Genomic DNA, 21,716 nt, shown 5'->3' with positions numbered 1-21,716 from the left:
CTTACTGTCGCAGCAGATTGCCAACACTCAATTGCTCGCGATAGTCGTCAACCATAACGCTGAACATCGTTTCAGGTTCATCACACGCCAAACGGATAGGTTTCATCTTCTGCTTCCAGTCGCTGGTTTTTCGGCAGCGGCAGCGCGGTGACCGGCCTGGTTTGCTCGAACCAGATCATGGCATCGAATTGCTCCGCCAGCATCGACTCGAAGTAGTGACTGAAGCGTTCAGTCTGGGGACGGTAAATCACCCCGATGGCGCGTCCCAGCAAGACCGCGGACAGAGCGCTGCGAAGCTCCTTTTGCTGCGGAGCACGCCAGTCCGTCAATGATGCTGCAACCCCGGCCTTGAGAAATTGATGTTCCCAGCTGTCTGGTCGAGAAGGGCGAATGTCCTTGATCAACATCTCGCCGTCCCAGTCATCGGCCGCTGCGACCTGACCACGGTCGGTGGCCATACCAATCAGGACCACATCACGTCCAAAGGCATTGCGGCACAGTTGGCCGATATTGAACTGCCCCTTCCAGCCCATTTCCGTGGCGGCGGCATTGCCAATATGGGAGTTGTGGGCCCAGACCACAGCCTTGGCCTGCGGCCCCCGATGTTCCAGTACCGCGCGCAACGTATCGAACATGTGTCGGTCTCGCAGGTTCCAGGAGGCTGCCGAACCCCGATAGATCGCGCGGTAATATTGCTCGGCCGCTATCACTACGCGGGCATTCTGCGTCGCATTGAAGAATGCTTCGTTGTTTTGGATAAGTCCCGTCAGTTGGTCGGCCAGCATGGCACTGAGCTGCTCGATCACCGGTTGCTCACAGGGCATCACGCCGCCACGCTCGACGAAATGACCGTACAAAGAAGGATCATCCTGCCATGGGGTCAGACACCCATAGCGCCGACGCGCTTCTTGGGCCAATCTCGGGTCAATCCGATCCAGATAACTCAGTACCTCATGGATGGAGTTGCGCAAGCTGTAGACATCCAGGCCGCGAAACTCGACGCGATGTTGAGGGCTCTGCCGATGGTTGAATTGATGCAGCCAGTGGGCGAAGGCTTTTACTTCGCCGTTTCGCCACATCCAGGTGGGGAAACGGCTGAAAATGTGGCGCGTCCACGCCGTGTGCGCCAGACCTCGGACATACTGATCTACGTGGCCGGCGTCCGGCCAGTCGGCTTCCACTGCGACGATATTAAAACCGTGTCGCTCGATCAGGCTTTGGGTGATGACTGCCCGGGCTCGATAGAAATCGGCGGTCCCATGGCTTGCTTCGCCAATCATCACCACCCTCGCGTCAGCGTAGCGATCAAACAGGTCCCCGAAAGCGGGGGAGTCCAGGTCTGGTAGCGGCTCGGCGTATTGACGCAACACTGGCGGTATGTGCGATGTGTCATGGAAGTGTCGCTGGCCGATTAATTTGTCTAGCAATGTGTGCGTATGAGAGTTCATGAGTGTCGTCCTCCGAATGGCGAGCAACTGGTGGCGGCAAGGCGCTCGGGTCATACCAGAAGTTGATGCGTCGGCTTGAAACTTTGCACAGGCGTTACAGGTACAGGCGATGAATGACCTTATGGGGGTCGAAAGGATCGTCGTGGGTTTCAAAACCCAGACATCTGGCCAACTCACGAAAGGGCGCGTTGCTGGAGGTGCTGACTGAGTACAAGTGGTGGACGCCATTGGCGCGGGCAGCGTCGATCAAGTATTCCAGCAATAACGTTCCCAGACCGAGGCGTTTCCAGCCAGATGCGATGGTCACGGCGCATTCGCACTGGTATTTGCCCGTCGCGGCATAGCGACTGGCGCCGATTTCGATCAAGCGGCCATTCTCGTGAGCCAGCGCGATGCAGGCTTGGGTCTGGTGGGGGGCGTGCTGCTGCCTGAGTAAAAGCGCATGCCGGGACTCAGGCGCCGAATGCCGGACCAGAGCGTATTCACGAACTTGATCTGCTTGCGTGACATATCTGATCAACACCGGGCGGCCGTTGCTGAGAATATCAATCCAGGAATTTTCAGGGGCGTTCACCGTTCAGCCCTCCATCGGGCGGTCACTTGACGCGAAGAAATCCCAAACGCTCAAGTTCTTTCTTGCGCTGTTGGCCGTCACCGGACTTGATCTGCATATGGACTCAAAAAGCAGGCCCACGTAGATGCCAATTTCCTCATTCATGTTGCCCGGCAGCATCAGCATGTCGTGATCACACACGATTCCCCGATGGAGGCGGCGTAGCATGGACAGCCCCGGATATTCAGGGAATTTCCGGGGCCGTGATTCAGGCTATCAATAGCTGGTCTTCCACTTTGCTGACGCCCGGCACCGACCACGCTGCTCGTTCGGCGATTTCACGCTCACGCCAGAAATGCACTTTGCCTTCGAGTTTTACAACACTGCCATCGACCTTGATCCGTATGCCCTTGGCATCAACTTCGGCATTGCGCTTGAGGGCTTCTTCGATACTTTGTTGGATATCGACGACCTTCACTCTCGGGCGCAGGGTGATTCGGTTATCCACCCCGACAACGCCTGACAATTTGCGCACCGCACTTTCAGCGACTTCTTTCTGATACTGCCAGTCCACCTGGCCTTCCAGGGTTACCCAGCCTTTTTGCACGACGACCTTGATGTCGCCGGCGGGTGTGTCGGAACGCCACGAGATGATATTGACGGCACGGTTTGCGATGGTGTCATCGTCCGTACCTGCACCCTTATCCAGGCGAACCTGTATTTCTTCAGCCACGGCACGTACTCCTTTGATCGCCTTGACCGCGCGCTCGGCGCTGATTTTTTGAGCGTAGCTTTTCACGTGGCCGGACAGTGTGACGATGCCATTTTCCACGCTGACGCCAATGTGGGCGGCATCGATGTCGGGTTGAAAGTCAAGCTCATCCAAAATGGTATTGCGCAGGGTGATGTCGCTCATGATCTTGTCCTCTTCCAGGTGACTGAAATGCATGGGCCGGCAAAGCCCATGTCTTTTTTCTACGCTGGAGCGATAGAAAGACTTTGAGCTAAATCAAAAAGACCACAACTCCCGGGTGCAGAGCTCCGGTAACAGGCGGGGCTACATTCGGTTCAGAGGCGTGAAGAGCAATGTTCAGTAAATGGCTGGACCCCATGCTTTTGCTGCTTACAACGCTGGCGTTGCTGGCTGGTGTCGTTGCACATCGTGCGCAAGAGAATGATTGGGCATCGTATTGCTGGGCCGCAGGCAGCCTGACGATGGCATTGGTTCTGCTCGTCGAGATTGCCGGGCGATTGGCCCGACGTGAGGCAGGAGTGGATTTGATCGCACTGTTGTCGATCAGCGCCGCCCTGTTTTTCGAGCAGGCTTTGGTCGCAGCAGTGATCGCTCTGATGCTGGCGACCGGTCGCACGCTGGAATTCTTTACCCGTCAACGAGCCGAGCGTGAACTGCGTGCGCTTATCGATCGGGCACCGCGTTTTGCCTGGTTGCAGGAGAAGGGGGGCTTACGCCAGATTCCCGTTGAACAGATTCAGCCAGATCAGACATTGCTGGTACGGCTAGGAGAGGTTGTACCGGTCGATGGTCGCTTGCTCAGCCCGACAGCGATTCTGGACGAGTCGGCACTCAGCGGTGAATCCTTGCCCGTGACCCGAAGAGAAGGTGAGCAGTTGCCCAGCGGAGTCTCCAACGTTGGCGCCCCCATTCTGCTGGTCGCTACGCGAACGGTTGCGCAAAGCACCTACGCTGCCATCGTGCGGCTGGCCGAAGCGGCGCGCCGTTCACGCGCGCCTTTTGTGCGCCTGGCTGACCGCTATGCACTGTTTTTTATCCCGTTGACTTTGTTGGTGGCGGCGCTGGCGTGGCATCTGAGCGGCGACCCCTTGCGAGCGTTGGCGGTGCTGGTGGTGGCCACGCCTTGTCCTCTGATTCTGGCAGTGCCCATTTCGATCATGTCGGGTATATCCCGAGCCGCGCGGCGCGGAATATTGATCAAGGATGGCGCCACCCTGGAAGCGCTGGCCGGGATCAAACAAGTGTTTTTCGACAAAACCGGCACGCTGACCAGTGGACACGCGCGCCTGCAGTCGATCGAAGTCAATGGACTGGCCGATCCGCAGCAATTGCTTGGCCTGGCGGCCTCGCTCGCACAGGCTTCGACGCATCCCATCTCTCAGGCCATTGTCGAGGCAGCGCAACAGCGCAGGGTGTCCCTCAGCCTGCCAACCGAGGTGCAGGAGAGTCCGGGCGAGGGGCTTTGCGGGCGCATCGACGGTAAGCAGGTGCGATTGGGCACACTGTCTTTTGCTCATCAGGACGCTTACGAAACCGATTGGGCTGTCGCCATGCTTCGCCACATGGATTATCTGGCCTGTAGCGGAAGCTTTATCGAAGTGGATGGAAAACTGGCGGGCCTTTTGGTCCTCGCTGACACTGTTCGGCGCGAAACTCCACAAACGCTGCGCCGGTTACGCTGCAAAGGGATCGAGAGAATCGTCATGCTCACCGGCGATCGCCCGGAAACTGCCGAGATGATCGCAATGTCTGCCGGAATCGACGAGCTGCGCGCGGGTTTGACACCCGAGGATAAGGTGCGGGCTGTGCAGGAGGGCTGTTTGCGCAGCCCCACGCTGATGGTCGGTGACGGCATCAATGATGCGCCCGCATTGGCGGCGGCTAACGTTGGTGTGGCAATGGGGGCCAGCGGTGCAACCGCTTCGGCACAAGCCGCAGGCGTCGTTCTGCTGGTCGATCGCCTGGATCGTCTGGTCGAGGCCCTGGACATCGCTCAGCGAACCCGTCATATCGCTGTCGTCGGTGTGCTGGCCGGCATGGGCCTATCGTTGCTGGCCATGGTCGCGGCGGCGCTCGGCTTTCTTGCGCCACTCATCGGCGCTGTGGTGCAGGAGGGCATTGATGTGCTGATTATCCTCAATGCGTTGCGGGCATTGGGGCCACTGTGGGGGCGTCGAAAGGGCATGCTGACTGCAGAGCACATTGATCGGCTGCAGGATGAACACCGGCAACTGTCCAGCGTGCTGAGTGACCTGCACCACCTGGCCGCTGACTTCGCCCGGCGCCCGGTTGTACAGGCACGAACCGAACTGCACGAGCTGGTCGACAAGTTACAAACCTCATTGGCGCACCACGAGCATGATGATGAACAGCTGCTTTACCCGCTTTTAACGCAACGGTTGCCAGGCGAGGACCCTATGTCGGCCATGAGTCACGCCCACCGAGAGATCTTCCGCCTGATCCATTTGCTGGCGCGCATGAGTCGTGATTTCAATGCCGAACCGGCCAGGGCCGATGCCGACGAAATTCAGCATCAATTGATCAGGCTCGATACCCTGGTGCGCCTGCACTTTGACCAAGAGGAGGAGCTGTTCCGTTTCCTTGACTCACGCTGAACGAACGTTGTGCATACCGGCTGAGCGTCTGACTCCGGCCGATTCAGAGGTGATAGCGCGATTGGACGATGCGCCTGATCTGATCCATCGCCTTTTTGGGGACCATGCTTTTGTCCATTTCGATAAGGCGGGTCTTATTGGCAAGCACATCGTCCCGGATCACTTTGCGAAACCAATTGGAGAAATCCCCGGCATCAAGATGCTCGCGAAGGGCGGGTTCTTCAATTTGCGTTAAACAGGATAAAAACTCAGTCAGGTTGGCGGCACTCCGGCCAAGCGCAGGAAAATAGAATGATCGCCATGCACCGACGTCTCCCGCAACGTACTTGCCGCTGTGGCGATGGTGCTTTTGATGCGGCTGCATCTGTTCGATCAGGTATACCTCGTCGTCTCCGTGCAAGCTCCAGAGACAGGCATGCTCCAGACCTGGCGTCCGCTCGGGAAACCGAGGGGAAGGTCGCTGCATGCGTTTGGCGAATTGCTCGACCAGTTCCCGAGCAGTGCTGCCAAGCGTTACCAGCACGTCGACCCCATCAAGTAGCTCCGGGCAGACCTGGTCGAAGTCGAGGGCTACGATGATTGCGCCGATGTCCTTGAGAAAGCCGGGCGGCCAACTTGAACAGTGGGGAAGCATGTAATGCGCTTCGTCGACGATCAACCAGTAGGGGCGACCTGAAGTGCTGCGCAAATGCTGCAGAAAAGGCAGCAGGTCGCCAAACAACTGCACGCGCGCCGAGAGATCCAGGGCAAGGGCATTGACCACAACATTGAGCTGCGCCTGCAAAAGATAGTGCACGGCATCTTCTGTCGTCGGGGGCGCAGTGAGGCCGCCGATGGTCACCGCGTCTTCCAGCGTGAGGTAGTCGCCCTCTGGATCGATGATGCAGAATCCCTGATGAGCCTGGACCATTCTTTCCGTCAGCCAGGTGATGTAACTGGATTTTCCGGCCCCGGAATTGCCAATTACCAACATCACCGATTCTGGAGGCAGCCATAACGGGTGCCCATCGGTGGACTGCCCCAACTGAACCCCGATGCGTTCGACGCCAACCAGCGCGGCATCTTTTTCCAGCAGCATTTCGACCAGCTCGCACACTCCTTGACCATGGTCACGCGTCAGGCACAGGTCAGCGCTGGATTTTATGGAGGCTATGGCATTGCTGACCGCTGCGGCACAGCCGCAGATCGACAGAAAGGAATGGTCGTTTTCCGCATCGCCCACTCCGACCACGTTCAATTCGCATATGCCTAAATCTCGTAACGCTGCAACAAGACCGGACGCTTTGTTCACGCCAGGCGGCAGGATCATGATGGCGTCCTTGTTGAAGGTTATCTGCAGTTCAAGCCCCAACTCGTGAATGCTACTGATCACCTCATTTTCGAATGGCTGCCAAGTAGCGATGACCGACTGTCCGATCGACAACGGTGACACCCCTTTGGCGCGCAGGTGACCCACCAGCTCGGTTGAAGCGGGATCTGCAATAAGCTCCTCGGTATCGGTACTCGGGTCGTACAAGAGCGCGCCATTTTCGGCAACCACCCTGTCAAAAAGATCCAGATGCGGAAAATGATGTTTAAGCGCTTGCAATTCCCGGCCTGAAATCAGCAATAACTTGCGACCGCTTTTTTTCACTTCGCTGAGCGATGCGCAGACTTGAGCAGGAACGCTACCGTTTTCGGCAATGGTCCCGTCGTAGTCAACTGCCAAGGCAAGGAAGTGCATGCTCGATCCCCATCAGACTCAATTGAGTGCAAAGGAAGACAATTGGAACGGACTATCGACCGACTCCTCGACTGTATTGAGAGGCAACTTATTGGGGCCAACATTGATTTTTATCAATTTTAAGTCGAGCGTTTGCTGATTGACGTCGGGCCTCATTCGCGTGCAACCACAGTTGTTCAACAGCGTTGCTTTGATTGATCAAAAGCACATGTTTCTTTTGTTATTAATAACCCGAAGTGCTTAAGCCTGCAGATTACTGAACATGAGTAAGCTGCAGGCAGCCAGGTTGATCTAAATCAATAGGCAGCCTGTCATCGGTTCCATGCTCTGGTCACATGCGGAGATTGGCGCCGTGTCATGAACACCAACAAACCAATGGGGATTCACGCGGTGCAAGGCTGGCGGCGGAGCAGGGGAGCAACAGCTGGAAATCTGCGCCGACCGGGCAAAAGGCATTGGATACGTGACGCAACCCACCTGTTGATAATCTTGCTGCTGTTGCCGGTTGGATACTTCACTGCGTATCACTTTGCTGCCCATACGTTGAGGGAGCTGGTGAACGTTTGTACCGCGCGTTTTGAAGTAGAGTTCGAACAGGCCGAAGTAGAGCCTCCCCTCGAAGTTTTATCGCGATCCTTGTGCGAATGTCAGGCAAAAGCGCTGCTCAAAAAAAACGGAGTTGTGCGACTTGCCTTGGTCGACAGCCACTTACTGGCTCCGCAGTCACTTGAGCCTGTAACAGAGCAAGATGCGGAAGCCTGCATCAATGCTCTGTGGAAGCATGATGCTGAATGGACCGGGCGCTTGCCCGTTGTGGGCGTGTTCGCCGAGGGTGACGCTTGATTTATATCAAGTCCCGAGAGCTTCAGCCTTTCAGAATCTGGGAACTGGCGTTGAATGGTCTGGCGGGCAATTTCATGAGCGATTTTCTCAGTGTCGAGCAATTGGAAGGTCTGGATGCTTACTGGCGAGCGGCCAATTATCTGGCCGTCGGGCAGATTTACCTCAAAGACAACCCTTTGCTCAGGGTGCCTCTGCGTCGCAGTGACATCAAATCGCGCCTGTTAGGGCACTGGGGCACGACGCCGGGGTTGAACCTGATCTACACCCATCTCAACCGGCTGATCACCACGTATGACCTGAACATGCTGTTTGTTGCCGGCCCCGGCCATGGCGGGCCGGCGGTCGTTGCGCAAACGTATCTGGAAGGCACTTACACCGAAATTTGTCCAACGGTCGAGCGCAACGCCAATGGCCTGTTGAGTCTGTTTCGGCAGTTTTCCTGGCCGTATGGCCTCTCCAGTCATGTGTCGGCGCAGATTCCCGGCTCCATCCACGAAGGCGGCGAACTGGGTTACAGCCTGGCACACGCCTATGGCGCTGCGTTCGACAACCCGGATCTGATCGTCGCTTGCGTGATCGGCGACGGCGAGGCTGAAACCGGTACGCTGGCCGCCAGCTGGCATTCGAACAAGTTTCTCAATCCCGTGTGTGACGGGGCGGTGCTGCCGATCCTGCACCTCAATGGCTACAAGATCGCCAACCCCACGGTGTTGTCCCGAATCCCCGAGGATGAACTTTCGGCACTGATGCGTGGCTACGGCTACGATCCCTATTTCGTCGAAGGCACTGACTCGGTGCAGGTGCACCAGGCCATGGCGCAAACCCTGGATACGATGCTGTTGAAGATTCGTCGGATCCAGCGTGAGGCGCGTCGACGGCCGGCCCACGCCGTGTCGCAGCGGCCCGTCTGGCCAATGCTGGTATTGCGCACCCCGAAGGGTTGGACAGGGCCCCAGTTTGTCGATGGACACCGGGTTGAAGGCACCTGCCGAGCTCATCAGGTCCCTCTGGCCGACTTCAGTCAGCCGGTTCACCTGCGACAGTTGGAAGAGTGGTTAAGAAGCTATCGTCCCGAAGAACTGTTTGACGCCCAAGGGACTCTGGTGCCGGAAATTGCAGCGCTGGCACCCACTGGGCAGCGGCGCATGAGTGCCAATCCCCACGCCAATGGCGGCCTGTTGCTACGGGCACTGGATCTGCCGCGGTTCGCCGACTATGCCGTGCCGGTCGAAACGCCCGGCAGCGTGCGTGCCGAAGCGACGCGTGTGCTGGGGAAATACTTGCGTGACGTGATGAAAAACAGCCTGGCGACGCATAATTTTCGCCTGTTCGGACCCGATGAAACCGCCTCTAACCGACTTGATGCGGTGTATGAAGTGACCGGCAAAACCTGGCTCGACCCGCTGGAACCTGACGACCTCAACCTGAGCGCTGACGGCCGGGTGATGGAAATACTCAGTGAGCAGGTATGCGAGGGCTGGCTGGAAGGTTATCTGCTGACCGGCCGCCACGGCTTGCTATCTTGCTATGAGGCGTTCATCCATATCGTCGATTCGATGGTCAACCAGCACGCCAAGTGGCTCAAGACCGCTGCCGAAGTACCGTGGCGCAAGCCGGTGGCGTCGCTCAATTTTTTGCTCACCTCCCATGTGTGGCGCCAGGACCATAATGGCTTTTCGCATCAGGACCCGGGGTTCATCGATCTGCTGGCGAACAAAAAGTCCGACATCGCGCGAATCTACCTGCCGCCGGATGCCAATTGCCTGCTGTCGGTGGCCGACCATTGCCTGCGCAGCCGCCATTACATCAACGTCATCGTGGCCGGCAAACAACCGGAATGGCAGTGGCTGGACATCGACGCGGCGCAGCGCCATTGCCAGGCCGGCATCGGCCGCTGGGCCTGGGCCTGCCGCGATGACGAGACACCGGACGTGGTCATGGCCTGCGCCGGAGACGTACCGACCCTGGAAACCCTCGCAGCCGTGACATTATTGCGCGACTACGTACCGGACCTGCGAGTGCGGGTGGTGAATGTCGTGGACCTGATGGTGCTTCAACCGTCGTATCAGCACCCTCACGGTTTGTCGGACAGTGCGTTCGACGCGCTGTTTACCGTCAACAAACCGGTGATTTTTGCCTTCCACGGGTACCCGGCGCTGATCCATCGGTTGCTTTATAAGCGCGCTAACCATGACAACTTCCATGTCCGCGGCTTTACGGAGGAGGGCGCGACCACCACCCCGTTCGACATGGCTGTAATCAATGGTCTGGATCGCTATCGATTAATGCTCGATGTGTTCGAGCGCGTACCTCGGTTGCAGGACTTGGTGCATGAGGCGCGGACGCGCTACTGGTCGCAAATGGAGCGGCACAAGCTCTATCTCATCGAGCATGGCGAGGATCTGCCCGAGGTGCGCAACTGGCAATGGACGTCTCCACCAGTCCCGTAAACGGCTACTTACCCTTCCAGTATTTCTGCATTTCGAGAAACAGAAACGAAGCAGTCCAGGTAATGAGGACCAGACCGGTCAGCGCTTCAAGGCCGGTCAGGTACTTGAGGTGGCCGACCGGGGAAATATCACCGAAACCGATGGTCGTGTAGGTCGTGAAGGAGAAGTACACGCAGTCCATGAAGGTGCCGTCGAAGTTGCCTGTCAGATAGCCCCACTGGCCGGAATGCTCCATCAGGTAATAAGCCAGCGCAAATGCCCAGACTTCGATGGCATGGGCCAGCAGGCTGCCGAACACGCCAACGACAATTCTGAACCGGCGCCACATTTTCAGGCGCGGCAACCAATCATTCAGACGCAGCAGGCATTCGTAGTGAATCACCACGGTGACGATCACCACCAACGTGTTGATCAGCGTGACTGCCAGCATTCGCCAGCCTCCCGTGTCAGGACGATGCCGCGTCAGTCCGTGCAGGTTGCGCAGTGCGCTCAAGCGGCCTTAGCGCGGCGAACTCCTCGGGAGTCAGGGTTTCCTTTTGCAGCAAGAGGCGGGCGCCGGCCTCCAGCTCGGGACGCAACTTCTCGAGCAGGGCTTTGGCTCGTTGCCACGCGTCGTCCAGCAGTGCGCGAATAGCGAGGTCGATTTCCCGCGCCGTCTGCTCCGAATAGTCCTTTTCGCCGGATTCGGGCACTCGCTCGCCAAGCCAGGTCGCATTGCGCCGTTCCAGAACCGCTTGGCCGAGTTCGCTACTCATACCAAAACGCGTGACGATTTGACGGGCGATGTCCGTGGCGTGGGCCAGATCATCGGCAGCGCCGGTGGAAATCTCCCCGATCACCAGAAATTCCGCCGCGCGTCCCGCCATCAGCACGACCATCCGGTCCTTGAGCATCTGGCAACTGATAAGAAAGTGGTCTTCGGTCGGTCGCTGCAAGGTGTAACCCAGCGAGCCGATGGCCCGGGGAACGATCGAGACTTTGTGCACCGGATCCATGGCCGGTAAGTGACTCGCGGCGAGCGCATGGCCCATCTCGTGATAGGCCACTATCTGGCGTTCCTCGGGACGCAAGATGCTGCTCTTGCGCTCGATGCCGGCAACCAGTCGTTCCACGGCGGCGGTGAAGTCGACGAGTTCCACCACGTCCGCGCCGCGGCGGGTCGCAACAATTGCCGCTTCATTCACCAGGTTCGCCAGATCCGCGCCAGTGAATCCTGTAGTGATGTCAGCGATCCTTTCGCTATCGATAGTCGGTGACACGGTGATTTTCTGCAGGTGTACCTTAAGGATCGCTTGTCGGCCTTTGCGGTCCGGTCGGTCGATCAGCACTTGGCGGTCGATCCTTCCAGCGCGTAACAGCGCCGGATCGAGAATCTCAGGTCGGTTCGTCGCAGCCAGTAATACCACGCCTTCGCGAGGGTCGAAGCCGTCCAGTTCCGAGAGCAGTTGATTGAGGGTCTGCTCCTTCTCGTCATTGCCACCGAACGCGCCGACTCCGCGCATTTTGCCCAGTGCATCCAGCTCATCAATGAAGATGATGCAGGGCGCGGCCTGGCGTGCCTGCTCGAACAGATCGTGGACCCGGGCGGCACCGACCCCGACGAACATTTCGACGAACTCAGAACCAGAGATCGAGAAAAACGGCACACCGGCCTCACCCGCGATAGCCTTGGCCACCAGCGTCTTTCCGGTACCGGGCGGGCCGACCAGCAGCGTCCCTTTGGGTATGTGTGCGCCCAGACGGGCATAGCGGGCCTTATCCTTCAAGAACGACACAATTTCCATCAGTTCGAGCTTGGCTTCATCGATCCCGGCAACGTTGTCAAATGTGACGCCTGTATCCCGTTCGACAAACACCTTTGCCCGTGACTTGCCGATACTCATCAACCCTCCAAGGCCCTGCTTTTCGGCGAAACCGCGGAACGCAAAGTGCCAGACCACCGTGATCAGGATCAACGGTAGTAACCAGCCCAACAGCCCGCTGAGCAAGGTGTCTTCATTGGCGCCGCTGAATCTGACCCCCGAATGCGCCAGGTCCGCCGCCAGCGTCGAATCCACCCGGAACGTAGTGAATAGTTCATGGCCGTCGATGGGCTCCAGTAACTTGCCGCTGATCTGGTCTTTCTCGACCCGCAGATCGTTGACCTTCTGGTCGTTCACCAGTTGCAGGAACTGGCTGTACGGAATGCTCTGCACGGCATGACGTTCGGCAAACCAAAACTGCACGAGTGCCAGAACAATGAAGGCGATCAGGAAGTACGAAAGGTTCCACTGGTGGTTGTTTTTCATGGTCTTGTCTCAACGAAGACGGTGGCCACGATGCAAGAGAGCAGGGCACGGTCGCCTTGTTTTTTTCTACACCTGAGTGGCAAAAAATCCTTGAGGAATATCAACAATGCCCGTTCGACGCCCGACTGAACGCCGCTGAAGACCATGCCGCGACCGCCAGGCTTCGTGCAGATCAAGCAGCCTATTGAGCGTGTTTTCTTGCAAGCAGCCATGCTTGCCAAGCCTGCCGGTATTTCTCATCTGCACATTTTTTGGCGATCGAGAACTTGAGCATGGTCTGGGAGGAAAAGGGTTCATCCAGAACGGAGTAGGCTTGATCGGTGAGACGATCAGCTTCAAGAAACAGCGCCTTGCAGTGTTTGATGGCGTCGCTGTCGGCCACATAAGGGTTCGTTGATTCATTGGTGGGCATGGCCGTTGACCTTGAGCAGGCAGTTAGTCGAGTCGGGGATGTACAACAACTCCGCTGTCCGGGTTATTCCTCACGGGACCAGCGCACGCTCATGCCATATTCGCTATCGCTGTAGTGGTATTCAGAGTTGCCTTTGAAAGCGCCTTTCAGGGCGTGCCCAAGACGATTGGCAAGGTGAATGCCAGTAGTGGTCACGACCAGCTCATCGGCCGCGTCATCGAGCTTGATGATGCGCTCAAGGGGATGCTCGGCCTTTTCCTTTTCCTCAGTGTGTTTAATCAGCTGGACGATTTCCCCACGGTGCTGGTGCACGTAGCCGCCGGACAGGGTCAGGATACCCGCAGGCCTGTTGTCTTCGATGCGCCGACAGGCTGGACAGATCATTGTTTGCGCGCCGTGAACCACGGTGTTTTCCTGGCGTTTCCAGCTCCAGATTCCCGCGGTATACACGGCCTCACATTTCGGGCAAACGGCAGGGCCCTCCGTGCGTGGGGCGCTATAAGGGTCATGTGAGACGTTCTTGAACAGTTTGTCTTTTTGGCTTTGCTGAAACTTGTCCATGATGTTCCTCCAGAGATGATCAAAACAACCGGCGCTTGCTGAAGAGCACCCGCTCATTTCGACGCGATCCGGGTTCCAGCAGGTTGATTTTTATCAACTGCGATGCAAGCGAGGAAGGCAGCTCGAACCAATGGTCCGCGTTTATGCATGAGGCGACAGGAGGACCGGGCTGCGCAGGACTTGGTTGATAAAAGTCAACGTCGCCGGGAGTGGTTAATGGACCCTGCTTGAATGTGGAATTGGCAGGAGAGCGATCCGATGGCTCACAGCAAACTGGTATTTCGCGGCGCCGCCCGCGAGAGGATTCTCAGCGGTGCCACTCAGTTGGCGGATGCCGTGCGCGTGACGCTGGGCCCCAAGTCCAAATCGGTGCTGATTCAGAATAAATGGGGCAATCCAACAGTCTGCAATGACGGTGTAACGATCGCCAGGCGCATCGACCTGCTGGATCCGGAAGAAAATCTCGGTGCGCAAATGTTGCGTCAGGCTGCCGAGCGCACCGGTGACGCGGTGGGGGACGGTACCAGCACTGCAACGGTGCTGGCCCAGGCCATCCTCGCGGACGGTATCCGCAATGTGGTGGCGGGTGCCAGTGCGATCGACCTCAAACGCGGGCTCGATCGCGGACTCGCTTTGGTTGTGGAGTCGTTGAGGACGCTGTCGCGACCAGTGAGTACGCCCAGGGAAAAGGTCCAGGTCGCGACGCTATCCGCGCATAACGATGCGGTCATTGGCCAACTGGTAGCCGATGCCCTGGAGAAGGTTGGTATTGAAGGAGTGGTCAGCGTCGAGGAGTCAAAAACCACTGAAACGGTGGTCGAGGTCATGGAAGGCATGCGCTTCGACCGAGGCTATGTCTCGCCATATTTCGTCACCGATACCGAAAAGATGCAGGTGGAACTCGATGACGCTTACCTGTTGTTTTGCGACCACAAGATTCTGAATCTCAAGGAGTTGCTGCCCCTGATGGAGCTCGTGGCCAAGAGCGGCCAGCCCCTGGTGTTGATCGCGGATGACATAGAAGGGGAGGCGTTGACCACGCTGGTGGTCAATCAGATACGCGGTGTGCTGCGAGCGGTGGCGATCAAAGCTCCGGGCTTCGGTGACCGGCGCAAGGAGATGCTGCAGGACATGGCCGTTCTGACCGCAGGAACGGTGATTTCCAATGACCTGGGCTTTGCCCTCGAACAGATCGAGTTGAGTCAATTGGGCCGGGCGCATCGGGTGGTGGTGCAAAGGGACAGTTCGGCGTTGATCGGGGGGGCTGGCAATCGCGAGGCCATCGAGGCGCGGATGCAGCAAATCCGCGCACAAATGGAGACGACTACCAGCGACTACGACCGTGAAAAGCTACAGGAACGCTTGGCCAGGCTCTCGGGCGGCGTCGCGGTGGTCCGGGTCGGAGCGCCTTCGGAAGCCGAGATGAAAACCCGCAAGGATGCGTTGGATGACGCCATTTCCGCCACTCGTGCAGCCATCGCCGAAGGCATTGTGCCAGGCGCCGGCATGTCTTTGCTCAAGGCCGTCCCGAAGATTGCCGCCGAGGAGATGCAGTATGAGGGGGATGCCCGCACGGGTCTGCAAATCATGCGGCGCGCTTTGGAGGCGCCGGCCAGGGTCATCGCTGAAAACTCGGCAGTGGATGCCGGCGTCGTTGTTGCGAGGATGTTGGCGGAGCCTGGCAACATTGGCTTCGACGCGTCGGTCAATCGCTACGTCGATCTTTACGAGGCCGGAATCATCGACCCATCCAAAGTGGTGCGGATCGCCCTTGAAAATGCAGTGTCAGTGGCCAGCATCCTGCTGCTGACCGAGGCAATATTGACGGATATTCCGGAGAAAGAGTCGCCGATCCCGCCTGGGTTCAGCGAATGAGGTCCGGCAGTGTCGCCGGGCGTTTGAGCAAGGCCGGTCTCGCGACCTGCCTGACGGGAGACAGATCATGAGCCAATATCAACGCCTTTTGCTGATCATCAACCCGCTCCTGCGCCGCTCTCCGGCAATCAACCATGCCGGCGCGCTGGCCAGGGCCAGTGGTGCGACATTGCACATCGTCGCCCTCGTCAAGACACTGGACATTCTGTGGCTACTTGACGAGGGCAGCAGGAAACAGGTTCGGGAAAGCTATCTTCAGAACCAACGCGACTGGTTGAAGTCCCAGGCGGAGAAACTGTCTGGCCGAGGCGTAGCAGTGACCTGCGAAGTCGCTTGGGCGGACGACATAAAACAGGAGATTTCTGATCACGTTACAGAGTTGAATCCCGACTTGCTTATTAAGGAAGTGCAACACGAGTCACTGCTCAAACGTGCATTCTTCACCCCACTGGACTGGTATCTTTTGCGCCAATGCCAAGTGCCGGTGTACCTGCTTGGCGGCGCGGCCCATGCATTACCGCGCAAGGTTGTAGCCGCGGTCGATGTCTCTACGAACGGCTTGGAAAATAATCGGTTGAACGAGCGCATCATCCAGCAGGCCACTGCGCTGGCTATCCAGTGTGATGCCGAATTGCACCTGTTGTATGCCTATGACGTTTCGCAGGAATACCTGGCAGAACTGGGCGATGGCCTGAAAATCGCCGAACTGACTAAAGGCTTGCGCCGTGAGTTTGAAAAGACCTACCTCGACTGGGCCAGTCAGCATGGCGTACCGGCTGATCGCCGGCATTTTGTGGTGGGGCACCCCGTTGCGGCGCTCAGCGAGTTCACAGACGAGCATCAGGTGGATGTAATCGTCATGGGGCGCGTGCAATTCCACGGTCTGGACAAGCTGCTCGGCAGTACCACCGAACACATTCTGTATCAGGTCCCTTGCAACGTTCTGGCTGTGTAGCACCGCGCCGGAGGTCCCTGTAGGAGGAATGCTCATGAACATTGACCAGGCCATTTCTGGCCGTCATTCGACACGTGAATACACGGCGCAGGCTGTCGATGAAGAGGTCATTGTGCGCTTGATCGGTGCCGCCACCTTGGCGCCAAGTGCGATGAACCAACAACCCTGGCGATTCACCGTGGTTCGCGACCAAGCGTTGCTGGATCGAATTTCACGCGAGGCGAAAGCCTGCATGCTCAAGACGCTGGCACCGGGATCACAATCAGAGCGCTTTCACGCGTTGCTCGATGACGAGCACTTTCAGATTTTCTATCACGCACCGGTACTGATCCTGATCTCGGCTGACGCACCCGGGCAATGGGTGGTCGAAGACTGTGCGCTGGCCGCCCAGAACCTGATGCTCAGTGCCTGTGCAGAAGGACTGGGCACTTGCTGGATCGGTTTTGCCCAGCCGTATCTCAATACTCAACAGGGCAAGCAAATGCTGAATCTTCCACAGGCGTGGGTTCCGGTAGCACCGATCATCGTCGGCCATCCGAAAGCCGCGCCGGCGCCTGTTGCCCATCAGGCACCAGAGATTCGCTGGATTGGTTGATGCACCGCTGAGCATTCATCCGGATGAGCGGGCACGCGCACATTATTGCGACGAGTGATTAACCGGCACGCCGGGTTGGCCATTCATTGACAAAAATCACAGTGCCGGCGCAGGGGGGGCGGATACTTTGAGGGGTGCCGGCGTGTCCCCGGCTCACTCAACTGAGGAGAACCACCATGAACAAGCGTTTATCTGTTGTTGTGCTGAGCGTCCTTCTGGCGATGACGGCGGGGTGCAGTCATAAGCATGTGCAAGAAATGAATGCTCGTATCGATTCGGCACAAAGCGCTGCCGCTGCTGCGCAATCCAGAGCCGATGCCGCGTATTCAAAAGCGGAACAGGCGCAGGCCGCGGCCAGTCAGGCACAACGCACCGCCGATGAGGCCAATGAACGCGCCAGCCGAATGCTTGAAAAGGCGAGTCGCAAATAATGACCCCCCACCCGGCCATCGTTGCGAGCGGGTTGTGTAAGTGGTTTGGCGAAGGCAGTACGCGCATGAAAGCGGTCGACCAGGTGGCGCTGGTCGCGCAGTTCGGCGAAATGGTGTTTGTCGTCGGCCCCTCGGGTAGCGGCAAGACCACACTATTGAGCATCCTCTCCGGCATCCTGCGACCCGACTCTGGAACGGTGCTGATTAATGGCCTGGACATCTGGAGCCTGAATAGCGACAGATTGGCCGAACTGCGCCTGGATCACATCGGGTTCGTGTTCCAGGACTATCACTTGTTTTCGCGGTTGACGGCGGCCGAGAACGTCGCCATCCCCCTGATCCTTAGGCATCACAAATGGAACGATGCGCTTTCGAAGGCCCGCCAGAGTCTGGAGGTGGTGGGCCTGAAGGATCGGGGGAACATCTTGCCCATGAAGCTTTCCGGAGGGGAGCAACAGCGCGTTGCCATTGCCAGAGCCATCGTGGGGGAGCCGCAAATCTTGATAATGGACGAGCCCACGGCATCTCTGGATGGGGACACGGGAAAAATGATCATCGCGTTCGTCAAGGAGAGAGTACTCAATCAGCAACGCTGCATCCTTATTGTCACTCACGATGCACGGATCAACGAGTACGCCGACCGTATCATCTACATGGCTGACGGCCGAATCAGCGAAACCGGGCATGCCATATCGTGAAAAAGTCCCTGCTGTTTACGCTGGCGGTAGTCGGTGTTCTCGGGGGGCTGATCGCCGCCTATCTGCTCGGGCGGACACCGCAGCCGCTGCCGCCCGCCTTCGCACCAGCGAGCAGCAACGATGCCAGCGCGATCTATGCCAATGGCATCATCGAGGGCGAGCAGCCCGGTGGCAGCAATATCGTGATCTATCCGCAGGTGGCCGCGCCGGTAACCCGGGTGTGGGTGCAGGAGGGGCAGACGGTCAAACGCGGGGAGCCGCTGGTCACACTTGACGACGCGGTGCCACGCGCCAATTTTGAACTGGCCCAGGCCAGCCTGGCCACCGCCCGCGACCAGTACAACAAGCGCTTGGCGTCTTACAACATTGATCCGAAATCGATCAGCAAAGATACCCTGGACACCGCGCGCAATTCCGTGACCCAGGCGCAGGCTGCCCTCAAGGCGTCGGCGGCGTTGCTGGCGCAATACCTCATCAAGGCGCCAGCGGACGGTGTGGTGATGACTATTAACAGCGCAGTGGGCAGTTATGTATCGCCCCAGGGGGCCTATGACGTTTACACCCAAGGGTTCGCGCCGCTGCTGGTCATGAGCGCCGATCAGGCGCATCTGGCTGTGCGCTGTTATGTGGACGAGATTCTGATCGCCCGATTACCAGCGCCCGAGCACATGCAGGCGCAGATGCTGATTCACGGCACGGACATCCGTGTGCCGCTGGCCTTCGTGCGGGTGCAGCCCTACGTATCGCCGAAAATCGAGCTGTCCAACCAGCGCCGGGAAAAAGTTGACCTGAGGGTGCTGGCGGTGATTTTTCGCTTCGAGAAGAAAGATCTGCCGAACGTCTACCCGGGGCAGTTGGTGGATGTGTTCATAGGTCAGAAATAATGGAAAGGGTAGACCGGTTACGCCGCACTGGACGCTTCTGCCTTGCACTGAGCCTGTTGCTGGGCAGCGCATGCACGGTCGGCCCGGATTTTTCGCCTCCGGCCACGCCTGTGTCAGAGCGTTATCTGAACGAGCCGCTGCCGGGGACTGTTGCGGCGCAGGGCCAGGTTCAACAGTTCGTGCCCGGCGGTGAGGTCACACCGGACTGGTGGCGTTTTTTCCACTCGACGGCGCTTGATGCACTGGTGCGCCAGGCGATCACCCATAACATGACCGTGCAGGCGGCCGAGGCCAGTTTGCGTCAAAGCCAGAACGCGCTCAGAGCCGGTCACGGGGTCTTCTATCCGCAGCTCGATGCCCGCTTCAGCGCCAGTCGTGAGCGCAGCGCGCCGGTCCAGCAAGGGCTGACGACGGCAGGCTCGATCTTTAACGTGATGATCTTCAGTGGCACGATCAGCTACACCCTCGATGTCTTTGGCGGCGAGCGACGTGCCGTGGAGGGCTTGCAGGCCCAGGTCGATCGCCAGACCTGGCTGACTCAGGCGGCCTATCTCACGCTAACGGCCAATGTCGTCAATACGGCCATTGCCCGGGCAGCCTATACCGCGCAGATCGAGGCCACGGAACAATTGATCGGTTTGCAGCGCCAGCAGCTGCAGTCCACCCAGGTTCAGGTGCGCAGCGGAACGGTGCCTTATTCGGCGACATTGAGCCTGCAGAGCCTGATCGCGACTAACGAGGCCTCGTTACCGGCGCTCAAACAGAAAGTCAGTCAAAGCGAGCACTTGCTGGCCACGCTCGAAGGCGTGATGCCTGCAGAACTCAAACTTCCCGACATTCGCTTGACAGCACTTTCGTTACCGCACGATCTGCCGGTCAGTCTGCCTTCCGACCTAGTGCGCCAGCGTCCGGATATCCTCACCGCCGAGGCGCAATTGCATCAGGCCAGCGCGCAAATCGGTGTCGCCACGGCGGCTATGTTTCCCAGCTTCAGCTTGAGCGGTACCTACGGGGCGGCTGGGTCGTACACCGGTTCACTGTTTGCCGGTGCCGGACGATTCTGGAACTTCGGGCCGTCGATCGATATTCCGCTGTTTCAGGGAGGGCGCCTGTGGTACAGCCGCCAGTCGGCAATTGACGCCTATCAGCAAGCAGCGGCGAACTACCGACAAGTGGTGCTGGAGTCTTTCGCGCAGGTGGCGGATGTGCTCAGGGCAATAGAGCTCGATGCGCAAACGTTACAGAAGCAGGCCGAGGCGCAGGCCGCTGCCCGAGAGGCCTTGAGATTATTACAGGCCAACTATCGCTCGGGTTTGGTGACCTATCTGGATCTGCTCGTGGCCAACGTGCAGTTGCATCAGGTCGATATTGCTTACCTTCAAGCATTGGCGCAGCGGCATCAGGACACGGTTGCGTTGTTCGTGGCGCTGGGCGGTGGCTGGTGGAACCGGCCCGATACTGGCATTAGCGGAAACTGGCCATGAAATACAGTGGAATTCTGCGCATCGGGTACAAACTCCTAGTCAATGATCGCGCCAAATTCTCGGCGTTACTGGTGGGTATCACCTTCTCAGTGTTCCTGATGATGCAAATGACCGCCATGTTCGCTGGCATCCTGAACCGCGCCTATTCGACGGTCACCAATGTCGGAGCACCGATGTGGATCATCGATCCGGCGGTCAACACCCCGACGATTGCCATCCCGTTGCCGGACTACCTGCTGGACGCAGTGCGCAGCATGCAGCAGGTGGAATACGCCGTCCCGGTATTCATTGGCAGCGCCCAGGTGCGCCTGGAAAATGGCACATATCAAGGGGTTAGCGTGATTGGTCTGGACGACACCAGCCTGCTCGGTCGTCCGGCCTTGGAGCAGGGCGCCATCGAGGATATCTACGCCGAAAACGCGTTCATCGTGGTTCACGATGCTGAATTCGCAAAACTGGGCAACCCTGCCATCGGTACCTCGTTCGAGCTCAACGACCACCGGGGCATCATCGTCGGCATCGCCAGGGTTCTGGTCGGTGGATTGACCGGAGTGCCGACGCTTTACACAACCTACCGGCGTGCCATCGAATACATCCCTACGACACGCTTCACCGTGTCATACATCTTGCTCAAGCCCAGAAGCCGGCAAGGTGAGGCAGCCATCAAGCAGCAAGTGGCGCGGTTGGGCTACATCGCCCTGACCAGGGATGAGTTCAACCGGCGTATTGCCGACTTCTACATCTATCAGACCGGTGTCGGGACCAATATTCTGATGATGACAGTCATCAGTTTTCTGGTCGGCCTGTCGATTTCCGGTCAGACGTTCTACAGTTTCATTCTGGAAAACCTGGATAAGTTTGCCGCTTTGAAAGCCATCGGCGCCAAGAACCGGGAGATGGTCTACATGATCTTCTTCATGGCCATGTTCACCGCGATGACCGGTTATGGTCTGGGCATCGGACTGGTGACTCTGATGATCGTCATCGCACGAACCTATCTTCCCAACTACGCTGCGATCGTCACTTTCTGGAATCTGGGACTGGCGTTTGGTCTGGTGCTGTTGATTGCCGGGTTTTCCAGCTACCTGGGCATTCGCAAGGTGCTGAAGATCGAGCCGTTCGACATTTTCAGAGGCTGAGGCCCAAG

At 58.1% G+C, this 21,716-nt stretch carries 19 protein-coding genes; 11 read left to right on the top strand and 8 right to left on the bottom strand.

Features of this window, described 5'->3' with window-relative positions:
* Positions 1-80: 80 nt before the first annotated feature.
* The 3 genes from AC1MDC_RS00095 to AC1MDC_RS00085 all read right to left on the bottom strand — a co-directional run bounded on the left by AC1MDC_RS00095 (position 81) and on the right by AC1MDC_RS00085 (position 2,917).
* A complete protein-coding gene (locus AC1MDC_RS00095) occupies positions 81-1,448 on the bottom strand; it encodes an erythromycin esterase family protein (protein WP_480392203.1) in 1,368 nt (455 codons plus the stop codon).
* Positions 1,449-1,542: 94 nt separating this feature from the next.
* Positions 1,543-2,022, bottom strand: a complete 480-nt coding sequence (locus AC1MDC_RS00090; protein ID WP_085696127.1) for a GNAT family N-acetyltransferase — start codon at positions 2,020-2,022, stop codon at positions 1,543-1,545.
* Positions 2,023-2,269: 247 nt separating this feature from the next.
* Positions 2,270-2,917 carry a BON domain-containing protein gene (locus AC1MDC_RS00085; RefSeq protein ID WP_085696450.1) on the bottom strand — a complete coding sequence of 216 codons (648 nt, stop codon included), beginning with the start codon at positions 2,915-2,917 and terminating at the stop codon, positions 2,270-2,272.
* Positions 2,918-3,087: 170 nt separating this feature from the next.
* On the opposite strand from AC1MDC_RS00085, the gene AC1MDC_RS00080 reads away from it, so the two are divergent.
* Positions 3,088-5,370, top strand: a complete 2,283-nt coding sequence (locus AC1MDC_RS00080) for a heavy metal translocating P-type ATPase (RefSeq protein WP_480392202.1) — start codon at positions 3,088-3,090, stop codon at positions 5,368-5,370.
* Positions 5,371-5,413: 43 nt separating this feature from the next.
* Here the strand turns inward: AC1MDC_RS00080 and AC1MDC_RS00075 are convergent, their stop codons facing one another.
* The gene (locus AC1MDC_RS00075; RefSeq protein ID WP_266200258.1) at positions 5,414-7,093 is read right to left on the bottom strand and encodes an HAD family hydrolase; all 1,680 of its coding nucleotides are present in this window, start codon (positions 7,091-7,093) and stop codon (positions 5,414-5,416) included.
* Positions 7,094-7,450: 357 nt separating this feature from the next.
* Between AC1MDC_RS00075 and AC1MDC_RS00070 the strand changes: the two genes are divergently transcribed.
* Together AC1MDC_RS00070 and AC1MDC_RS00065 are read left to right on the top strand one after the other, a co-directional pair.
* Positions 7,451-7,936, top strand: coding sequence for a hypothetical protein (locus tag AC1MDC_RS00070; protein ID WP_085702066.1), 486 nt, complete (start codon positions 7,451-7,453; stop codon positions 7,934-7,936).
* A gap of 74 nt (positions 7,937-8,010) precedes the next feature.
* Positions 8,011-10,386, top strand: a complete 2,376-nt coding sequence (locus tag AC1MDC_RS00065) for a phosphoketolase family protein (RefSeq protein WP_480392201.1) — start codon at positions 8,011-8,013, stop codon at positions 10,384-10,386.
* A 4-nt stretch (positions 10,387-10,390) separates the two neighbouring features.
* Here the strand turns inward: AC1MDC_RS00065 and AC1MDC_RS00060 are convergent, their stop codons facing one another.
* The 4 genes from AC1MDC_RS00060 to AC1MDC_RS00045 form a co-directional block, all read right to left on the bottom strand.
* Positions 10,391-10,816 (bottom strand): potassium channel family protein, encoded by a 426-nt coding sequence (locus AC1MDC_RS00060; RefSeq protein ID WP_085696131.1) that lies wholly within the window; start codon positions 10,814-10,816, stop codon positions 10,391-10,393.
* A gap of 16 nt (positions 10,817-10,832) precedes the next feature.
* Positions 10,833-12,674 carry an ATP-dependent zinc metalloprotease FtsH gene (ftsH, locus tag AC1MDC_RS00055; protein ID WP_234205306.1) on the bottom strand — a complete coding sequence of 614 codons (1,842 nt, stop codon included), beginning with the start codon at positions 12,672-12,674 and terminating at the stop codon, positions 10,833-10,835.
* A 181-nt stretch (positions 12,675-12,855) separates the two neighbouring features.
* Positions 12,856-13,086 carry a hypothetical protein gene (locus AC1MDC_RS00050; protein ID WP_085702067.1) on the bottom strand — a complete coding sequence of 77 codons (231 nt, stop codon included), beginning with the start codon at positions 13,084-13,086 and terminating at the stop codon, positions 12,856-12,858.
* Between the two features lie 63 nt (positions 13,087-13,149).
* A complete protein-coding gene (locus AC1MDC_RS00045) occupies positions 13,150-13,647 on the bottom strand; it encodes a BCAM0308 family protein (protein ID WP_480392200.1) in 498 nt (165 codons plus the stop codon).
* A 258-nt stretch (positions 13,648-13,905) separates the two neighbouring features.
* Here AC1MDC_RS00045 and groL point away from each other — a divergent pair, with 258 nt between their 5' ends.
* From groL to AC1MDC_RS00005, 8 genes are all read left to right on the top strand, one after another.
* On the top strand, positions 13,906-15,522 hold the full coding sequence (gene groL, locus AC1MDC_RS00040) for a chaperonin GroEL (protein ID WP_085702069.1): 1,617 nt from the start codon (positions 13,906-13,908) through the stop codon (positions 15,520-15,522).
* Between the two features lie 67 nt (positions 15,523-15,589).
* Entirely contained in the window at positions 15,590-16,477 is an 888-nt protein-coding gene (locus AC1MDC_RS00035; protein ID WP_085702070.1) for a universal stress protein, read from the top strand.
* A 34-nt stretch (positions 16,478-16,511) separates the two neighbouring features.
* Entirely contained in the window at positions 16,512-17,072 is a 561-nt protein-coding gene (locus tag AC1MDC_RS00030; RefSeq protein WP_085702071.1) for a nitroreductase family protein, read from the top strand.
* 176 nt (positions 17,073-17,248) lie between these two features.
* Entirely contained in the window at positions 17,249-17,503 is a 255-nt protein-coding gene (locus AC1MDC_RS00025) for an Lpp/OprI family alanine-zipper lipoprotein (RefSeq protein ID WP_085702072.1), read from the top strand.
* Between the two features lie 65 nt (positions 17,504-17,568).
* The gene (locus AC1MDC_RS00020) at positions 17,569-18,201 is read left to right on the top strand and encodes an ABC transporter ATP-binding protein (protein WP_227235539.1); all 633 of its coding nucleotides are present in this window, start codon (positions 17,569-17,571) and stop codon (positions 18,199-18,201) included.
* Entirely contained in the window at positions 18,198-19,085 is an 888-nt protein-coding gene (locus AC1MDC_RS00015) for an efflux RND transporter periplasmic adaptor subunit (protein WP_085702074.1), read from the top strand. Before AC1MDC_RS00020 ends, AC1MDC_RS00015 begins: the two co-directional genes overlap by 4 nt.
* 56 nt (positions 19,086-19,141) lie before the next feature.
* Entirely contained in the window at positions 19,142-20,569 is a 1,428-nt protein-coding gene (locus tag AC1MDC_RS00010; protein ID WP_480392199.1) for an efflux transporter outer membrane subunit, read from the top strand.
* On the top strand, positions 20,566-21,708 hold the full coding sequence (locus AC1MDC_RS00005) for an ABC transporter permease (RefSeq protein ID WP_085702076.1): 1,143 nt from the start codon (positions 20,566-20,568) through the stop codon (positions 21,706-21,708). Before AC1MDC_RS00010 ends, AC1MDC_RS00005 begins: the two co-directional genes overlap by 4 nt.
* Positions 21,709-21,716 lie beyond the last annotated feature (8 nt).

The sequence above is a fragment of the Pseudomonas sp. 1 genome (assembly GCF_056626735.1).
The sequence above is the reverse complement of the archived record's forward strand: the minus strand, read 5'-3'. Positions and strand labels throughout refer to the sequence as shown.